We start from the raw sequence: 18,317 nt of genomic DNA, 5'->3' as shown, positions 1-18,317 counted from the left end.
AGGGTGATACTGTCTAATAAAGATGGATGAAACAAAAATAAGCGAATATCAATACATATCAATGGGTGCGGTAGTCCGACGGCAAGATACCCGTATAGTTTTTAAATTGAGTTGAAAAACTTCCCGCATTTTTGTAGCCGAGCCGGTAAGCAATTTCCGCAACATAGAGATTGCTGTGTGTTAAAAGTTCGCAGGCTTTTTCCATCTTTTTTTGCGTTATGTAGCCGGAGAATGTTTGCCCCGTAACCGCTTTAAACACATATTTGAATTTTGAAACACTCATATATGCTTCGGCTGCCAGTTCGGATAACAAAAAGTTTTGAGATAAATGATCGTTCGCATATTCTGTGATCTTTGCAACGGCACACTTGTCGGAAGCTGCAAGTTTTAGATCATGCATAGAGCGGAACTCTTCCGCTTTCTGCATAATGATTGCAGTCAGCTCATCGATCTTGCTTTTGAAAAAGAGCCGTGAACTAAGTTCACTCCCGTTAAAGCTGCGTATCTTGCTAAATATCGCTGCAATTTCAGGAATTACAACACCATGCGGAAACACCTGTAGATATTTTTTTAAATCAATTCCTTTTATACTGAACTCTTTTTTGAGATATGTTTCGTAATAATCCGGCAGCAGCTGAATACCAATCACCTTTGCCGGAACATTTTTTTTGATGACATATCGATAGGTTCGGTTATCCGGTGCATAAGCGATATACTGCATTCCTGCCGATACATTCCCCTGCGGATAACGCCGATCAGAATCGATGGAATCATACTGCTGTATGCTGATGGAGTCCTCTGCCGGCACGGAATATTCAAAATCCCTGATATATGAATGTTCCGCAATGCATATACTCGCATAGGAATCGAGCTGATATACGGCAGTGTATCCTTTGCCGTAGTCGGATGAGAATTGGTATGTATCAAAACACTCGTTCAGCAGCGCGCTTTTTTTGGTAAGTGTGCTGCCGGTATGTTCTATAAAACTTTGATAACTGTTGGTCAATTTTGATGTTCCTAATATAATCAATTATAAAATTGTACTTCTGCGTTATAGGCATCAGGCACTCTCCAGTGCGTCAAGATTGCGGAATGCCGTTATCGGTATAGGTAATTACAATTCCATCTTTTTCACAAAACACTTTACGACTCATAATAGTCTCCTACGTCCTATATTATACAATATATAGCCGAATAATGCTATGTTATGGAACATTATTTTATTTTAGAAATATTTGTCACTTTTCTATTAACCTGTATAATGCCGGTAAAATAAATTTTCTTCCATACCCTCCTCGCTTTCGCTCCCAGCCAAAAGATATAGCAAAAAGACAATGTTACGATGTTTTGATAGCCTTAGCTAACTTATATAGCTATGATAATACACAGGATTCCGGTATCTGTTAAAAAAGCTCAAGACGAATATTTAGGCATCAAAGATTACCGGCGCCTATATAAAAAGGAAAAAGTTGTACGATATGCAAGAAAACAAAACGGCCGTATTCGATGCGAGAACACTTCTTTTTTTAGATATGTTGATTATGGTTTTTATGCTGATTTCCGGAAAGCCGGAAGTAACGCTCGGCTCTTTTATTGTTGCGGCAGCAGTGCCGGTCATAACGGGATTATACGGCGCCTTAGTGTGCTACGCTATTTTGTTTGCAGTGCTTTTTTCTTATTACCAACTGATTTTTCATTTGAAGCTGCCGGTGTTTCACTACGCGTTTTTTTCCGTTATTGGAATACTCGCTTTTATCGTACAGCGGATTATTCCCTTTATGCTCCAGGGGACGGTAATTAAAAAGCAAAAAAATATTTCGGAAATTACGATGGCGCTCGAACGTATGCGACTACCGAGAGGAATTATTCTCAGTATAGCGGTGATGTTCCGCTATTTTCCTGCAATAAAAGATGACTTTTTTGTTATCATCGATTCGATGAAGCTGAAAGGTTTGTATACGTCAAAACGTTCGGCTATGCTTCATCCGATAAGGACGATGGAATTTATAATTGTGCCGATGCTGTTTAAAAGTCTGCGAACTGCCGAAGAACTTTCCTGCGCAGCACTGATCAAGGGCATTGAAAACACCGGTAAGAAAACATCGTATTTTGATGTCAAGCTCAGATCGATTGACCTTATATTTTCGTTCGCCGCACTCGCAATTCTAACAGCAAGTACAAGCGTAAAATTATTTTGAATGAGAGCCGCGCGTATGATCAATCTGAATGATGTAAGCTACAAATATAACGATGCTACGGCACAGGCAATTCGACACATATCCTTGTCCGTAAAAAAAGGTGAATTGGTTGCTATTACCGGAAAAAGTGGCTGCGGAAAAACAACACTGTTTCGCTGTATGAATGGGCTGTGTCCTCATTTTTATGAAGGAGAAATAACCGGCAGCCTTACGCTAAACGGCAATGCTCTTTCATCGATGCATATATGCGATATATCAGACATTGTGGCATCCGTTTTTCAAAATTCCGAAAGCCAGTTTTTTACTACCGATGTGCTTTCCGATCTTGTGTACCCATGCGAAAATTACGGTATAGAAAAAGAGGAAATACAAGAGCGGCTGCACCGTGTTACAAAACTGTTATCGCTGGAACCGCTTTTGAACAGAAAGCTTTCGGAACTCTCCGGAGGTGAAAAACAAAAGATTGCAATCGCTTCTGTTTTAATGTTGGATACGCGCGTTGTATTGATGGATGAGCCGTCTTCCAATCTTGACTATCGATCCGTTGAATTGCTTACACAAATACTTGCACAGCTAAAATTAAAAGATTACACGATACTCATCATCGAACATCGGCTGCATTATTTGGCGGAACTCTGCGATCGGCTCATCGTAATGGAAAACGGGTCTATAGTACGGGAATATGAAAAAGCTTTGTTACGCACTATCGGTAATGATGAGTTGCACAAACAAGGACTTCGCGGCTTGCATTTATTTCAAAATAACTGCGATACACTGATCTCTCCGCAGCGGCAACATACAGACAAACCGTTGTTGGTACTGCACGATATTCATTTTTCCTATCAAAAAAATGTTGAGGTTTTAAAAGGAATACATCTTTCAATATATCCCGGAGACAAGATCGCTTTAATCGGTAAAAACGGATGCGGAAAAACAACGCTTGGGAAAATCCTTTGCGGATTAAAACGAGAGAAAAGCGGCAATCTCTTATTTGACGGAAGCGCATTCCCTGCAAAGGTACGCAGTAAGACGGTCGGGTATGTGATGCAGAATGTAGACTTTCAGCTTTTCGGGTGCAGTGTATATGATGATTTATTGCTCGGTAACGAAATGCTGCACGACCGGAAAAATCAAATACAAACAGTGCTTGCAAAGATTTGTCTTTCAGAGCTGCAAGAACAACACCCGACCACACTGTCGATGGGACAAAAACAGCGTTTAGTGGTCGCATCATCATTTTTGCAAAATAAGCGGCTTACTATTTTTGACGAACCGACAAGCGGTTTGGATTACGGCAATATGCAAAATGTCTGTGCATTAATCGATTCGATAACAGGCAAGACAAACGCCTCTGTTATTATTACGCATGATTATGAGTTCATTTTGAACACCTGCAATAGAGTTGTTCTTTTGGAAGACGGACGGATAACCGAAGATTTTCAATTGAACGGCTCGATGCAGTTGGAACATATTTTTAAAGAGAGGTTATAAAGGTATGGAAACAAAAAACAATCACTGGAAAATCAGTTACTTTGTTTTAATCGGTTTAATGGCGGCGATTTATGCAGCCGTTATTTATGGGGTCGGAATGCTGACGTCTGTTACTATCCCCGTTATGCACGTGTTTGCGCCCAGTATGACGGGAATTCTCATGGGGCCTATCGTGCTTTTTGTTGTAAAGACTGTCCGGCGATTCGGCGTATTGACGCTGCTTGCCGGTTTGGGCGTTGCGCTTTTTACGCTGACCGGAATGGGAAGTATTAACTGTTTAATTTTTGTCGTCATTATAGGCTTGATAGCTGATGTAATTATCACAAAAACAGGATTCAAAACACTTTCAATCGGTATCGGTCACGGACTGACGCAGGCTGCCTATTTTACCGGAGGCGCGTTTCCCTTCCTTTTCTTTTTGGAACGAGAATTAGCAAAGTGGCAGGAAATGGGAATGAGCCGGGAAGAGATACTTGAATATGTACACTATTTTACCGGAACTTTCGCCGTAATCGGCATCGTATCTGCTATCATTTTCGGTATTGCAGGTATCTATATCGGCAAGCTCATTTTAAAACGGCACTTTAAGGATATGAAGTAGAGGATTGCCAATCATGCGATTTAAGGATTTTGTAAAAGAACATATTCCGGTTTATAGTGTTTCTGTGGCTCTGGCGATTGCTTCCGTGTTTTTCGGGTTGTTGCCGTATTATGCGGTGTACCGGCTGCTGCTGCGTATTGTGCAGGGCTGCAATGGGCGAACGGTGTTGTGGTATGCGCTGTTGATTTTGCTGTCGCTTGCGCTCGAAATATTGATGCACTGTCTTTCAACCGCTCTTTCGCATAAGACGGCGTTTTCTATTTTGAAAAAAGTGCGGCTTTCCATTACGGAAAAAATGATGCGTATGCCGCTGGGCTACATGCAAGCAAAAGGGAGTGGCTACTTTCACAGTCTCTTGATTGACAGCCTCGAGCATCTCGAATATCCGCTTGCGCATGCAATCCCCGAAACGACTTCAAACGTCCTGCTGCCTGTCAGTGTTATCGCATTACTTTTCAGCTTTGATTGGCGGATGGGACTTTCACTATTGGTACCTGCGGGATTGACCTTGCTTTTCTATCTTCCGATGTATATCGGCATTATGAACGAGTTTGCCGCAACCTATTATACAATGCTTGAAACGATGAACGGGCGCGTTATCGAATATATCCGTGGGAATAAAGAAATAAAAATTTTCGGACGGGAAGATGCGGCGCTTTCAAAATATGACACCTCCATTGATGAGTATAAAACCGCAACGCTGCATCTTTATAACAGAATGTATATTGCCGCTTCTCCTTCAATCGTTGTGCTCTCTTCGCTTTTAGCAAGCGTGCTGAGTGTCGGCGGTTTTTTATACTGCACCGGAAGTTTGAGCGCGTACTTGTATTTGTTTTCCGTGTTGGTGTCCGTCGGAATCGGTACGTCTCTTTTAAAGTTCACGGAATTTATGGATAACTTTTACTATATTAAAAATGGTGAGCGCCTTATCGACGAAGTTCTTTCCGCTCCGGAATTGCAGGAACCGGATACAGCCGCCCGCAGCATACCGAGTAATGAAATTGCGCTGCAGCATGTTTCTTTTGCTTATGAAGATGTGCAGGTGCTGCACGATATTTCACTGGTATTCCCTGAAAAAACAAAGACGGCGATTGTCGGTCCTTCCGGTTCCGGCAAAACGACTGTCGCCAATCTTATTGCGCGGTTTTGGGATGTGCGGGAAGGAAGTCTGACCATAGGCGGTGTTGCGTATCGGGATATATCGTTGGATGAACTGATGCGGCGGGTCAGCTATGTAACGCAAGACACCTTTTTATTCAATATGTCTATTTTAGAAAACATACGGCTTGGGAAATCCGATGCGTCTGATGAGGAAGTAATTGAAGCGGCAAAGAAAGCGTATTGTCATGAGTTTATCTGTGCGTTGGAAAACGGTTACGATACAATGGCGGGAGATGACGGAGCGAAATTATCGGGAGGACAGCGGCAGCGGATTATTATTGCGCGTGCAATGCTGCGGAATGCGTCGGTGTTAATTCTTGACGAAGCGACCGCCTATGCGGATATGGAAAATCAGCAAAAGATACAAAAGTCGCTTGAACAATTGTGTAAAGATAAGACACTTATTTTAATTGCTCACCGGCTGTCGACGGTTACCTGCTGCGATCAAATTATCGTGATGAATAACGGAACGGTCGCAGCAACGGGAACACACAGCGAACTTTTAAGAACCTCGCCGCTGTATGCAAAGCTGTGGGACACACACGAGCAAAGCCGCAACTGGAAGCTGGAGAGGGGAAAGGGGAATACGGTATGTTAAAAACGGTAAGGGATTTTATTAAGTTGATTATTTATGCGCTCCGATAAATTTATCACCGTTAAAGTGAATCATGTGTGTCGGATTATCTGCAATGCTTCGGCTGATATTTGATATACGGCATTGGGACTATTAACCGGTCGTGCAGGATCGTCTGGATTATAGAGAACTATTCCTGCTTGTACCATTTGATGAGTACTAAATCTCCTAAATGTTTCGCACGTATTTGGGGCATATATTTTATTATAATATTTTTTTGCAAAGTTCATCATTGGGGTAATACCCATCAACGGATTTTCAGCGTTTTTCCACTCTTTTTCCGGTGTCATATTTAAGAGTGAAAGTAGACAATATGCTGTCCGTTCATTTTGCTGTGCTTTCGGCATTCCAAACAAAGTAAGCAGATTAATTGCCTCTTCAATTTTTTTGTTGTATTTGTTCGTTTAGTTGCATAATGCGATAGACTCCACAAGTGAATCAAAAAGCGGTTGATTCCATTGATTTGATTGTTGCAGCTGTTTTCCCAGCTCTTTTAATTTCTGTAGATTAGGATACGGGATATTTCGTAAATCTGTTGCATTTACTTGGGTATGACCGCTAAATAGTCGAAAATTTCTATCAATATACGTTGAATTAAGCCAACAAATTAAACCGTATGAAATATCCTCAGATAATGAAGTTTTATTTATATGAAAAATATTCAGGTGATTTTCAAATGTAATACCATCAGTTATAAAATCTTGCGGCGTAATAAGTGAAGCAATAATACGCTTGGGTTCTTCTTTTGTTGAAAAGCGCTTTACTGCAACATAAAAACCTTTCGGGAACACTAATTTAGCAACATCTTCAGAATATAAAATTGCATTAGTTTTTTTTGATTGCTTTGGCCATTCAAGACGGAAATGTCGTAAATGAAGAGGATATATCAGAGGGCAAGCTCCGTTTTGATAGTCTTGTAGTAAAATATCCCATTTTCTGAAATCTACAACCGGTCCGGTAGAAACATTGATATGTAAATCTTTCAAAGTTGAATAACTGGAAAATGTTTCCGTATGAATCTTTTTTTCTTCGGGAATATGCAAGTATTTTTCTTTATCAAATGGATTAAGAATTTGAGAGAAATCAGCATCAAATACTTTAAAATCTGCAAACGACTCATCAGTGCAATAAGATACGCTTACTTTTTCTTGCTGTACATTTTTTTGCAGCATAATAATAATATTTTCCTGCAAAACCGCTTCATCCTTAAATGCTTTACTTCGCGACTTAAACAGATGGATATGTTTTATTGCACAGTGTTTCAAAATAAACTCTCGAAAGGGTTTATAATAAACACCATTACAAAAGCTTCTTGGAATAATAGCAACAATATGCCCCAATTCTTCAGTAATTGCAATAGCGGCTCCGATAAAGGCAGTGTATAAATTGACCGTCTCAAGACCAAAAACACGAGCGGCATGACGTTCCATAGAATGAGTTGCTATTTTTTTATAGGGCGGATTCATAATAACATGGGTATATGTCTTGTTTATATTCCATGTGTATTCAAATGCCGTTTTTGTAAGGAAATCTTCGGAAATTATTTCATAATCGGGTTTATTAAAACATGCATATGCTATATTTTTCTCTAATGTTTGCAATACCAATTCATCAATGTCGTACGCAGAAACAGAAATATCCGGCGCTTTCCAGTTTTCCTGCCGAATCCGTTCTAAAAAAGTGCAGGAAAGTGCTCCGATACCAGCTCCGGGATCGAGCAACCGTATTTTTTGATCGGTAACCGGAAATAAAGATGCCATAAAGCGGGCAATCGGATAGGGTGTAAAATATTGCCCTAAACGTGCCTTGTGTTCTATAGCGGTATTTACCGCATGAGTAAGTCTTTCTTCCTCCAGTGTCTCTGCCAGTGCAAACATACTGTGTTATAGCATATTTTGAGATTTTGTGGGAGAGGTATTCTGTTTTGTTAAGCAAAGTTGAGGTAATGACCATTTTTCCTGCTTGTTCTTTTTTAGAGAATATCTATAATGAATATACTAGGGCTTATAAGATGATTGTAGCTAATCTTTAAAAATTGGGATTTGTGTATGATAGATAAGAAGATAAAAGACGGATTTAGCCGTAGTTACAGAGCCTCGATTGATAGAATTGGAAGCCAATCAAGGCAAGTTGCACTGATTGGCGACCAACGGGAGGCTCTCAAGGCAATAGAAACCTGCGAATCCGAGATTGCTGCTGCAAAAGTGGTGACGGTTGCCTGTGCAGAAAAGGAAAAATGATATTGGGTAGCTGGTTATGAATAACGAAATGAAAACGATGGATAAAGACGTCTTTTTGAGAAGTTTTAAAGTGCTTTCAAAACACTCTTTTGATTTGCTTCTTGGTGCGGGAGCATCTGTCTCATCAGGTATACCGTCGGGAAGCGATTTGGTGTGGCACTTCAAACGAGAGATTTTAAATAGTAGCGGAAAAATAAATAACAAACAATTTCATGACTTAAAAATAGAAGACAATAAAAAGATAATTCAAAGTTATTTTGATATGAAAGGCGACAACAACATAACTAATCCATATTCGTATTACTTTGCACAATGTTATCCTGACCCATTAGTAAGAAAAGAATTCTTAACTGGCTTGGTAAGAGACAAAAAACCTTCTATTGGTTTTTTGTGTTTGGCAGCAATGGTTGATCAATGTAAGATCAATACGGTTTGGACAACGAATTTTGATGATTTGATTGAAAAAGCAATAAATGGATTAAATTACACAAGCTGTCAGATAGTATCACCTGAAAACGCAGCTTCTGTTCAAAATTTCAAAGAGGATATTCCTACCGTTGTGAAATTACATGGAGATTTTCGATATGATCCACTACAAAATACAGATGAAGAATTGCAAAAATTAGAGGAAAATTTACATCAATATTTTGTAGACGCATTAACAAAAAGAGGTTTGCTAGTGGTCGGATATTCAGGCAGCGATGAGTCTGTTTTAAAATCACTTGAAAAAGTCTTAGAGAAAAATAATGCTTTCCCCAAAGGCTTGATTTGGTGTATCCCAAAAGGCGTAACACCAAATGAGCGACTAACTCAACTGATTGGAAAGGCCAATACCAAAAATCAACGTTCTGGTTTTGTAATAATCGACAGTTTTGATTATTTTATGCATGAGCTTTATAAAATTTGCGAAGTAACAAATGTTCATATCGATTCAATTGCTAACAAACGTTTTGAAATGCGGCAAGCTTTCAGATTAAACCAGAGTATTTCAAACATCTCTCCTATTTTTTTGAATGCAATTAAAGCAATAAGTTTTCCTAAAAGCACTTTTTTAACTAAAACCAATATTGTAGGAGAAGGTAAATGGAGAAGATTACATGAAATAATTGGTAATTCAAATATCGTTGCCTCTTTTGGAAAAGAAGACTGCTTAAAACTTTTCGGTAACGAACAAGAAATAAAAGATGTTTTAAGAAACCATTTGACTGACGAATTAAAAATTGCGGATATTCCTGAGCATATATTTTTCTATTCCGATTCTTTTTATCTTGGAATGCTCTATGAAATGATTGAAAAGTGTTTAGTTAATGATTACGGATTATCTCTTTATGCAAAAGGTCGGAATATAAGAAGATTTTATTCCGTAAATGATCCCTTGAGCGAAAATGAAATACACGATATTCAACAACGAAACAGAAATTTTAATATCAATCAAAATAATAGCGTTTTTGAGGCATTCGAATTTAAGCTCGAATTTGTAAACAAAGAGCTGTTTTTACTTATTTGCCCAACTATTCACATACAAACAAAATCAGGAGAAGATCCTTATAAAAATGTCCTTCAATTTCTCTCGAATACAATCCTCTCAAATCGTTATAATAAAAAGTATGGGCAAAAATTAAATTTTTGGATAAAAAGATTACAAAATAAAAATAGAGAGTTATCATTTAAACTTGGCGACTTTGAAATTAAATTTTCAGATTATTATTCAACAGCTGCAAAAAAGGGAAAAGATAATATTTATTGCTTTGACAATCATATCAAACTTAACGAACCATCGATTTATTATCATTATCAAGATGAATCGAAGCAATCTATCCATCCTATCAGTGGCTTGAAAATATTTGGACCTTTAGGAAGAAGTTTTGAACCGAATAGTAACCATTCTCCGGTTAATCTTGCTATTATAACACCTGATTTTGGATTTGATAAACTTAAAAGACATTTAGAATCGCTATTAGATAGCATAAGCCCTCAATCGGAAAGAGAATATTTGAGAGATTTTCCTGGTTTTTATAACGTATTTAAAAAACATTTGATTATCCCTAATTCGATTCAGAGTGAGTTCGTAATTTCAATTCCCAATAACGAAATAAAATCATTTTCTCCAGTTCAGTTTTACGACTATTTGAAGGGTAAAATAGATAATCTTGCTTTAAAAAATCATGATATAGACTGTGTTGTAATTTATATCCCTGACCAATGGAAATGTTTCCGAGAATTGAAAAACGATAATACATACTATGATTTACATGATTCGCTAAAACTTTTTTGTGTGAAAAGGGGCTTGAAAATACAACTTATAGAAGACAAGTCCATAAATTACCAAGACCAAGCAAAAATACGATGGTGGCTTTCGTTAGGACTATATGTAAAAGCAAATGGATCGCCTTGGAAAATAAAAACATCTAATAAAGAAACTGCTTTTATTGGTTTGGGATATGCAGTAAGACAAAACGCAAAAAATAAAGTTGTTCTTGGGAGCAGTCAAATTTTTGACGCTAACGGGAACGGATTAAAATTTCTATTGCAACCTATTGAAAAACCTATTTTTTATAATAGAAACCCATTTATGAGTAAAGATGATGCGTTTAAATTAATTAGCAACATCAGAAACATTTACCATAAAATAGACCCAACTATAGGATTAAAAAAATTAGTTCTTCATAAAACAACATACTTCACAAGTGAGGAAATGGAGGGTATAAGTCATGCATTAGAGGGGATTGATAATATTGAGCTATTACAGATTCAGCAGTTTAGTAATTGGAGGGCGATAAAGTTGTTAAAAAAACAAAATGCAAACACCCATGATTTTGATGCTTATCCGATAGAACGGGGAACGGTTATACAATTAGATGATTTTAGTTTTTTACTATGGACACATGGACTCGTTCAAAATCAAGAATTGAATGGAAGATACTATCAAGGTAAACGTGGTATCCCAGCCCCATTATTAATTAAGCGTTTCAGAGGAACAGATTCCATAGAAACTGTTGCTAATGATATTTTGAAGCTTACTAAAATGAATTGGAACGGAGCAGAATTATATAAGACTTTACCTGTGACAATTGATTTTTCAAGGCGCCTTTCAGTCATGGGAAAGCAATTAGAAGAGCTTGGAGGCAAGGCGTATGATTTTAGATATTTCATTTAATGTGTTTTATGTTCTGCCTATTGATTAGGTTAAAATGTGAATATAAATCGTTATCGATGGCGACAGTCAAAACATCGAACAAAGTACGGACACAAAAGGCAATTTCTATACGGTGTATTACGATGAAAAGAAATAGAAATTACTCCTACATACATACATATCACTTAAGCGGTATCAAAATAAGAAATCTTCGAGGTCGTCAAAATTCGTTGCAAACCACTATTACTTTAAAGTAATAATCACAAATTCTCTCGGCATATCAAACTTGGTCATAATGCTTGCGATACGATTCATACATGTTGCTGCGGATATATTGGTATGAATAAACAGCATATTACCTTTAAGGTTTGAGATTTTATCCGGGAATAGCCCATCAAATGATTTATATCGGGTGGTTAGGTCTATATTCTTGTCTATGATCGTTTTTAATAAACCCCAGTGTAGAATTACACCTTCGCGATTGAATAAGTCAGTTTGATTATCAAGGATAAATTGGAAATCATATCTGCTATCTTCTTTCATAAATGTGATAAACTTTATAAATACATCTTGCCAAGTAGAGACGTTAAAAACGCTCTCGTTGATTATCATTTTTGCCGGTTTATTCCCCTCTGCCCAATCACCGGCATCGTCATCTATAGGAGAAAAGGTTGTAACATCAGGTTTTTTTCTATCATAGTTAGAAGCTGCTTGATATTGTTGAGGTAATGGGAATGTCTCCAAGAACCAATTAATCATATTTGATTGGTGTTGTTTTATACTATCCTCATTCCAAACATCATTGTTAAGTATTTCCAGTCTATAATATAAAGAAGAGGTGTGCAGTTTGGTTTTCTTATCTTTGAAAGGGCTATTCCCTATTTCACTATTAAACTCTGTTAGAATGAGATTTCCAATATTATGCAAATATTTTTTATATATTTCTTCATAATTATTTCCAAGCATTGTTTTCCACTCATCATTGAGTGTCTGCGGCATAATGTGTTCTATCGTGATTTTAGCATTTCTAAAATCAACCGGGACTTTTGCATTGTGTTCTTCTATTTTTCCCAGAATAAATTTTCCATACGTTTTAAAATCTTCATAAAATTTTGAAATCATCAAGACTTGCCGCATTTCATCATCATTCGGAAGTCTCATTTTATAAAACATACTTGATAATAAATCGATCATTTCAATTTTCTTTTGCACGAGATCATGTATTCGATTGCAGAGAAGTACGATATTTTTATTTTCTCCTTGTGTTAGCCGTGCTATTCGTCTCCGTATTAGATACGTTCTAATGATTTGCAATATCGCTATAAAATTATCATCACTAAATATGATAGTGCTTGTTTGATTTTGATGATAATAAAGCAGTCCAAGGATAAACGGTTTAAATGCTTCGGTCTTTATATCATGAAAAATATTCCTCAACAGTTCCTTTATTTGACTGTCTTTTATTTTATCTGGTGAAATAGTATCAATGATTTCTGCTTGTATAATCCAAGTATAAAGTTTTACATGCTTTACGATGTCGTCAATAAAAGCTTTATGATTAGCATACGATTCTTCGACAAAGTTTTTGAAGTTTGCATAAATTTCTTTTGTGTTATTATCACTTACAACTTTTATAGAAGTAGATTTTTTATACTGTAAAAAATCTCGAAAAAAGTCCGACGTACTACCGGTTAATTGTAGTTCAATTTTTGGATACCAAATTGTTTCATACATGATCGATTGATGCGTACAGTCCATATTGAGCAAGACATAATTTCTGATTAAATCGGATAGAGTGAGCGGTTTTCCTAAAGAATTGAGCGTTTCAAAAATAATTTGTGGGTCTTCACCTTTAAATGGTCTTTCATCTAAGAAAATAACAGCAACATTAAGCCGTTGGATAGCTATAATATATTTTTCCAATGTAATTTCAGGATGTGATATTTTTATATTTGCTATTAGTTTAGTGAATATATCATACGCATTTTTTATTATACCGGGTTTTGCACTTGTTCCATTTATTAATGCACGATAGGCATCCCAATCTTTTGAAACTTGCTTTAATTTGATTTTATCTTGAAAAGATGATGCGTTATTAGTTAAATAAGTATCGGTGATAAAGTCTCTATTTTCTTTGTTTGGTTCATTATCTCGTAAAGCAATCAAAAAGAGCAGTGTCGTGGTTAATCGTTGTTGCCCATCGACAACAATAGACTTATTCACAAATCCTGCTTTTTCTTCTTTTATAACAAGTGTTCCAAAAAAGTGTTCAAGTTTATCGGATTGTGACGTATCAAGCTCGGAATTAATAATCCTGATAATATCGCTAAAATACCTTTCTATTTCTGTTTTGCCCCATGCATAAGCTCTTTGAAATGGAGGAATAAAAAATGAGGTTGCATTTTTCGCTAAAATATCATGAATGGAATGTGTCTCTGTTTGCATAATTGTTTTTCCTTGCGTTTGCGGGTTAGCAAACGCGACGTTTATAAAGTAACATAGCTGTGCGATTATCAAATAAATCCAGACAACTACTAACCTTATATCACAAATGAGCATATCTTACTACTACCCTAAGTTACTTCCCCCACTTATGCTTGCAGTCAAAATATATCGCAGGAAGACAATGTTTCGTTTGTTATACGGACAGCAGACGGGAAAATGATATAGAATTGCAGAAATGGGGGAATCGGTATGTTAAAAACGGTGCAGGATTTTATCAAGTTGATGAGCAGGCAAAAAAGGGAACTGTATGCTTCGCTTGTGTTGAGTTTTTTTGACGGCTGGCTGATTGTGGTTCCTTTGCTGGCAGCGTTTCATATTACCGCGCGGATGCCGGAATTTAATCCTGACGTTGCGGAGGTTTTGACGATGCCGGTAATGATCCGGTATTCGCTGATTATGCTGGCGAGTATTTTTGCCCGCATCGTGCTGCGCTACCTTGTTTCGTATCTGCGGTCGGGCGCGGGGTATAAATGTATGGCGGAAGAGCGCAAAACGTTGGGGAAGGAATTGCGGAAGGTGCCGCTCGGTTTTTTTAATGAAAAGAATTTGGGCGATGTGGTTTCGACGATTACCTCGGACGCGGCGTTTTTAGAAATAGAAGGCATGGGTGTCATTGAAAAAGTTGCAGTCGGCATTCCGGTATTTATCATCGCGCTTATGATCTGTCTTTCATTTGATTACCGTATTTTTTTGCTCGTGCTTGTCTTGCTCATCCCGACATGGTTTGCCTACCGATATCTTGCAACACGGCAGGATGCGCTCAAGCTAAACCGGCAAAAATTGATCGGGCAGGTAACGGAAGATACGATTGAATTTATCAAGGGACTTCCCGTATTGAAATCCTACAATATGACGGAAAAACAATTTTCTAAAACACAAGACGCTTATGAAAGATTGCGCGCATTTTCCGTACGAGGAGAATTTGTTCATATCCCGCCGATGGGCATGTATCAATTATGTTTTCGGCTGATTACGACAGGGATCGTATTTCTTTCCGGACTGTTTCTATTGAACAAGGACTTCATATTTCCGCAAGCCTTTTTATTGATGCTTGCCTCGTTCAGTCTTTTTACCGGCGCCGAAGCGATGGGTATATTCAGTATCTTTGCAAAGATGACGCAGCAGTCCATCGACCGGATGAATCAGATTAAGACGATCCCTAAATTAGAAGATATTTCCGGCACGGAAAAACTTGAGCGGTACGATATTTGTTTTGAGCATGTGGATTTTGCATACAATAAAACGCCGGTATTGCGAGATGTTAGTTTTTGCGTACCGGAAGGAACGACGACGGCTCTGGTCGGACTTTCAGGGAGTGGCAAAACAACGATTACGAATTTGATTGCCCGCTTTTGGGATATCCTGCCCGGACACGGGGAGATCAGCATCGGCGGCAAAGCGGTAAAAACGCTCTCGTACGAAAACTTGTTAAAGAATATCAGTTTTGTATTTCAGGATGTATTTTTGTTTAATGATACCGTGCTGAACAATATCCGTATCGGACGGCCTGATGCAACAATTGAAGAAGTCTGTGAAGCAGCACGGCGTGCAGGATGTGCGGAATTTATTGAAGCGATGGAAGATGGCTACAACACGGTTATCGGTGAGGCGGGAGCACGGCTTTCCGGCGGAGAAAAGCAGCGTATTTCCATTGCGCGGGCGCTTCTCAAGGATGCACCGATTATCCTTTTGGATGAGGTGACGGCAAATGTCGATGCGGAAAATGAGCAGCTAATTCAAACGGCTTTACAGGAACTTTTGAAAAACAAAACAGTGATTATGATTGCACATAAACTTTCTACTATACAGAACGCTGATCAGATTCTCGTGCTGGAAAACGGAACAATCAGTCAGCGCGGCTCTCACGCAGAGCTGATTGCACAAGGGGGACTATACCGGCGGCTGTGGGATATACAATATGAAGCGGAGCAGTGGAGAATGTAGGGGAAAAGAGGTGGAATAGATTAATAATCCCCCGTCATGATGGCTTTCCTTAAAATCCTATTTATTCTTGTCTGACAGCCTTTACCTCTAGATTGAAGTGCTATAAGTATATCTGCATCGTACCATGAATTTTCCATTGACACATCCGCTTCTTTGTCATACAATGCTAACAAAGTTATCAAGAACAAGAGAGATACTCTAAAAGCTTAAAGTTAGTTTTTGAGGGCGACTACTACACGGATATGGCAAGCGGAACGTACGAAGCAACCCACACAAGAATTTTAGAAAGCGGCAAAGAGATGTTTTTGCGGAATGGTTACGAACGCACGAATCTGCGGGATTTGTGTGGTGCGGCGGGCGTAACGACCGGTGCATTTTACCGTCATTTTAAGGACAAGGAGGCGCTCTTTTCGGCGCTTGTGGAACCTGCCGTCAATAGTATCCAAGATAAATATGAAACGGCTGCGGATGAGTGCTTTCATTGCCTGAGTATGGGAAACACGGAAGACATTTGGGCAATTTCGGCAGAGACGATAGAAGCATTTGTCCGCATCATTTACGCGCATTTTGATGAGTTCAAACTCCTTTTGTGCTGCGCGGATGGCACACCGTATATCGATTTTACTGACCGGCTTGTCGAACGGGAACTGCAAGACACACACCGTATGTACGAATTTTTGGATAAAAAGCATATTAAATACAGCCGGATTGATGGAAAAAAACTGCACATGCTGATCCATTCTTATTTTTCTTGTATTTTTGAAACGGTTTTGCATGATTACACGCAGGATGAAGCGCTTGAAGTTGTGCATACCCTTGCCGAATTTTTTTCTGCCGGCTGGCGGAAGGTTTTGCGAGTGTAATATATTTTTTTTGAAGAAAAGATAACAAAGTGTGCTATCAATGTTATCACAAGAGGTGCTCTAAAAAATACAGATTTTAGAGGTTTCCAATATTTTAATGGAGGTTTGCGTATGCAAAGCAGTAAGTTGTCGGCGAAGGATCTGATAAATATCGGAATCTATACGGCGATGTATTTAGTTATTTTTTTTGTGATCGGGATGATCAACGCGATTCCGGTGCTGTATCCGTTTTTATATGTGATTGTGCCGATTGCGACGGGGATCCCGTTTATGCTGTTTTTGACAAAGGCGGATAAGTCCGGGATGGTCTTTATTATGAGTGTTATTTTAGGCCTGTTTTGGTATCTGATGGGATACACGTATCTTCCGATTATCGGCTATTGCGTGATGGGAGCACTTGCCGATCTAGTACTGAAGGCGGGTAAATACAAGAGTTTTAAGGCGAGTGTGCTTGGCTACTGGCTTTTTTCTTGCGCGATGATAAGCTGTCAGGCGCCGATGTGGCTTTTTGCTGCAACGTATATGGAAAAGGTGCGCAGTTCAATGGGGGATCAATATGTTGAAGGGGTGCAAAAGTTTATGCCGCCGTGGATGGGATTTGCGGCAATCGGTATTCTGTTTGTCTCTTCACTGCTCGGTGCGCTGCTTGGAAGGCGGATGTTGACAAAGCATTTTGAAAGAGCCGGTATTGTATAGGTGCGTATAGATGCTGCCGGTGCTGCATGGTGTTAGATAAGGGTTATATAAAGGATTGTATAATGGAAGATTTTGAGCCGTATAGACCGCCGCGGGCGAAGGGGGTGCACATCGATCCCCGCACCAAGGTGCTGTTTATGTTTTTTCTTGCAACGCTGATTTTTTTTGTGGAAGAGCAGAGTATGCTGAATATGGTGATTGTGCTTATTCCCATTAGTCTGCTTTTTCTGAACCGCCAATACCGGCCGGCGCTGATTTACGGAGGGCTTTTTGCGCTGGCGGCTGCGGTCAAGCTGTCGAACATGGCGGGGAGTTTTCCGTACCTTGCGGCGATGCTGTGGGGGCTTTTAAGCGAGCTGATTTTCCGGTTTTTTCCGGTGTTTATGTTCGGCTACTATATTATCGAATCGACAAAACCGAATGAGTTTATCGCGGCGATGAGCCGGTGGTATGTGCCTGATGCGCTGATTATTCCCATATCCGTTGTGTTCCGTTTTATTCCTACGTTGGGAGAAGAAAACCGTTCAATCGGCAGCGCGATGCGGATGCGGGAGATTGGGCTCGGTACGCCTCGGTTTTGGCGGAACCCTACGATGATGCTGGAGTACCGGCTGATTCCGCTGATGATGTCGATTGCCAAAATCGGAGAGGAGTTATCGGCGGCAGCTTTGACGCGGGGCTTAGGGGGATTGAAAAAGCGGACATGCCTTGTTGAGCTGCACTTTGGCATATACGATGCGGGCATTGCCGTTATCGCGGCTGCGCTGCTTGTCTGTACGGTGTTACGCATCGGGGGATGATTGGGGAGCGACACAGATTAGACAATGATATGGAAAATGATGCAGATG

The 18,317-nt window shown here is 39.1% G+C and carries 15 protein-coding genes; 10 read left to right on the top strand and 5 right to left on the bottom strand.

Annotated features, from left to right (window positions below; translation table 11 throughout):
• Positions 1-58: 58 nt before the first annotated feature.
• Entirely contained in the window at positions 59-1,006 is a 948-nt protein-coding gene (locus tag E4N65_RS06740) for a helix-turn-helix domain-containing protein (RefSeq protein WP_044015980.1), read from the bottom strand.
• 472 nt (positions 1,007-1,478) lie between these two features.
• Here E4N65_RS06740 and E4N65_RS06735 point away from each other — a divergent pair, with 472 nt between their 5' ends.
• From E4N65_RS06735 to E4N65_RS06720, 4 genes are read left to right on the top strand one after another with little or no spacing between them, the layout of a single operon-like run.
• The gene (locus tag E4N65_RS06735; RefSeq protein ID WP_253672370.1) at positions 1,479-2,198 is read left to right on the top strand and encodes an energy-coupling factor transporter transmembrane component T family protein; all 720 of its coding nucleotides are present in this window, start codon (positions 1,479-1,481) and stop codon (positions 2,196-2,198) included.
• Between the two features lie 15 nt (positions 2,199-2,213).
• On the top strand, positions 2,214-3,689 hold the full coding sequence (locus E4N65_RS06730; protein ID WP_044015984.1) for an ABC transporter ATP-binding protein: 1,476 nt from the start codon (positions 2,214-2,216) through the stop codon (positions 3,687-3,689).
• A gap of 4 nt (positions 3,690-3,693) precedes the next feature.
• Positions 3,694-4,290: an MptD family putative ECF transporter S component gene (locus tag E4N65_RS06725; RefSeq protein ID WP_044015986.1), complete on the top strand. Its 597-nt coding sequence runs from the start codon at positions 3,694-3,696 to the stop codon at positions 4,288-4,290.
• Between the two features lie 13 nt (positions 4,291-4,303).
• The gene (locus E4N65_RS06720; protein ID WP_044015988.1) at positions 4,304-6,049 is read left to right on the top strand and encodes an ABC transporter ATP-binding protein; all 1,746 of its coding nucleotides are present in this window, start codon (positions 4,304-4,306) and stop codon (positions 6,047-6,049) included.
• A 68-nt stretch (positions 6,050-6,117) separates the two neighbouring features.
• Here E4N65_RS06720 and E4N65_RS12240 read toward each other — a convergent pair whose 3' ends face one another.
• Complete coding sequence (locus E4N65_RS12240) at positions 6,118-6,432, bottom strand: hypothetical protein (RefSeq protein WP_052185538.1); 315 nt, start codon at positions 6,430-6,432, stop codon at positions 6,118-6,120.
• Between the two features lie 57 nt (positions 6,433-6,489).
• A complete protein-coding gene (locus E4N65_RS06715) occupies positions 6,490-7,962 on the bottom strand; it encodes an Eco57I restriction-modification methylase domain-containing protein (RefSeq protein ID WP_044015990.1) in 1,473 nt (490 codons plus the stop codon).
• A gap of 171 nt (positions 7,963-8,133) precedes the next feature.
• Between E4N65_RS06715 and E4N65_RS06710 the strand changes: the two genes are divergently transcribed.
• Entirely contained in the window at positions 8,134-8,325 is a 192-nt protein-coding gene (locus tag E4N65_RS06710) for a hypothetical protein (RefSeq protein WP_044015992.1), read from the top strand.
• A gap of 16 nt (positions 8,326-8,341) precedes the next feature.
• A complete protein-coding gene (locus tag E4N65_RS06705; protein ID WP_253672368.1) occupies positions 8,342-11,482 on the top strand; it encodes an SIR2 family protein in 3,141 nt (1,046 codons plus the stop codon).
• 222 nt (positions 11,483-11,704) lie between these two features.
• Here E4N65_RS06705 and E4N65_RS06700 read toward each other — a convergent pair whose 3' ends face one another.
• Entirely contained in the window at positions 11,705-13,906 is a 2,202-nt protein-coding gene (locus E4N65_RS06700; protein WP_044015996.1) for a DUF262 domain-containing protein, read from the bottom strand.
• A 249-nt stretch (positions 13,907-14,155) separates the two neighbouring features.
• Between E4N65_RS06700 and E4N65_RS06695 the strand changes: the two genes are divergently transcribed.
• A complete protein-coding gene (locus E4N65_RS06695) occupies positions 14,156-15,910 on the top strand; it encodes an ABC transporter ATP-binding protein (protein ID WP_253672366.1) in 1,755 nt (584 codons plus the stop codon).
• 20 nt (positions 15,911-15,930) lie between these two features.
• Here the strand turns inward: E4N65_RS06695 and E4N65_RS06690 are convergent, their stop codons facing one another.
• Entirely contained in the window at positions 15,931-16,047 is a 117-nt protein-coding gene (locus E4N65_RS06690) for a BrnA antitoxin family protein (protein ID WP_253672364.1), read from the bottom strand.
• A 105-nt stretch (positions 16,048-16,152) separates the two neighbouring features.
• On the opposite strand from E4N65_RS06690, the gene E4N65_RS06685 reads away from it, so the two are divergent.
• The 3 genes from E4N65_RS06685 (at position 16,153) to E4N65_RS06675 (ending at position 18,269) form a co-directional block, all read left to right on the top strand.
• A complete protein-coding gene (locus E4N65_RS06685) occupies positions 16,153-16,773 on the top strand; it encodes a TetR/AcrR family transcriptional regulator (protein WP_044016000.1) in 621 nt (206 codons plus the stop codon).
• Between the two features lie 111 nt (positions 16,774-16,884).
• Positions 16,885-17,469 carry an MptD family putative ECF transporter S component gene (locus tag E4N65_RS06680; RefSeq protein ID WP_253672362.1) on the top strand — a complete coding sequence of 195 codons (585 nt, stop codon included), beginning with the start codon at positions 16,885-16,887 and terminating at the stop codon, positions 17,467-17,469.
• Positions 17,470-17,531: 62 nt separating this feature from the next.
• Positions 17,532-18,269 (top strand): energy-coupling factor transporter transmembrane component T, encoded by a 738-nt coding sequence (locus E4N65_RS06675; RefSeq protein ID WP_044016004.1) that lies wholly within the window; start codon positions 17,532-17,534, stop codon positions 18,267-18,269.
• Positions 18,270-18,317: the final 48 nt, after the last annotated feature.

Source organism: Treponema sp. OMZ 855, from assembly GCF_024181145.1.
In the GTDB taxonomy this organism is placed as follows: Bacteria; Spirochaetota; Spirochaetia; order Treponematales; family Treponemataceae; genus Treponema.
The sequence above is the reverse complement of the archived record's forward strand: the minus strand, read 5'-3'. Positions and strand labels throughout refer to the sequence as shown.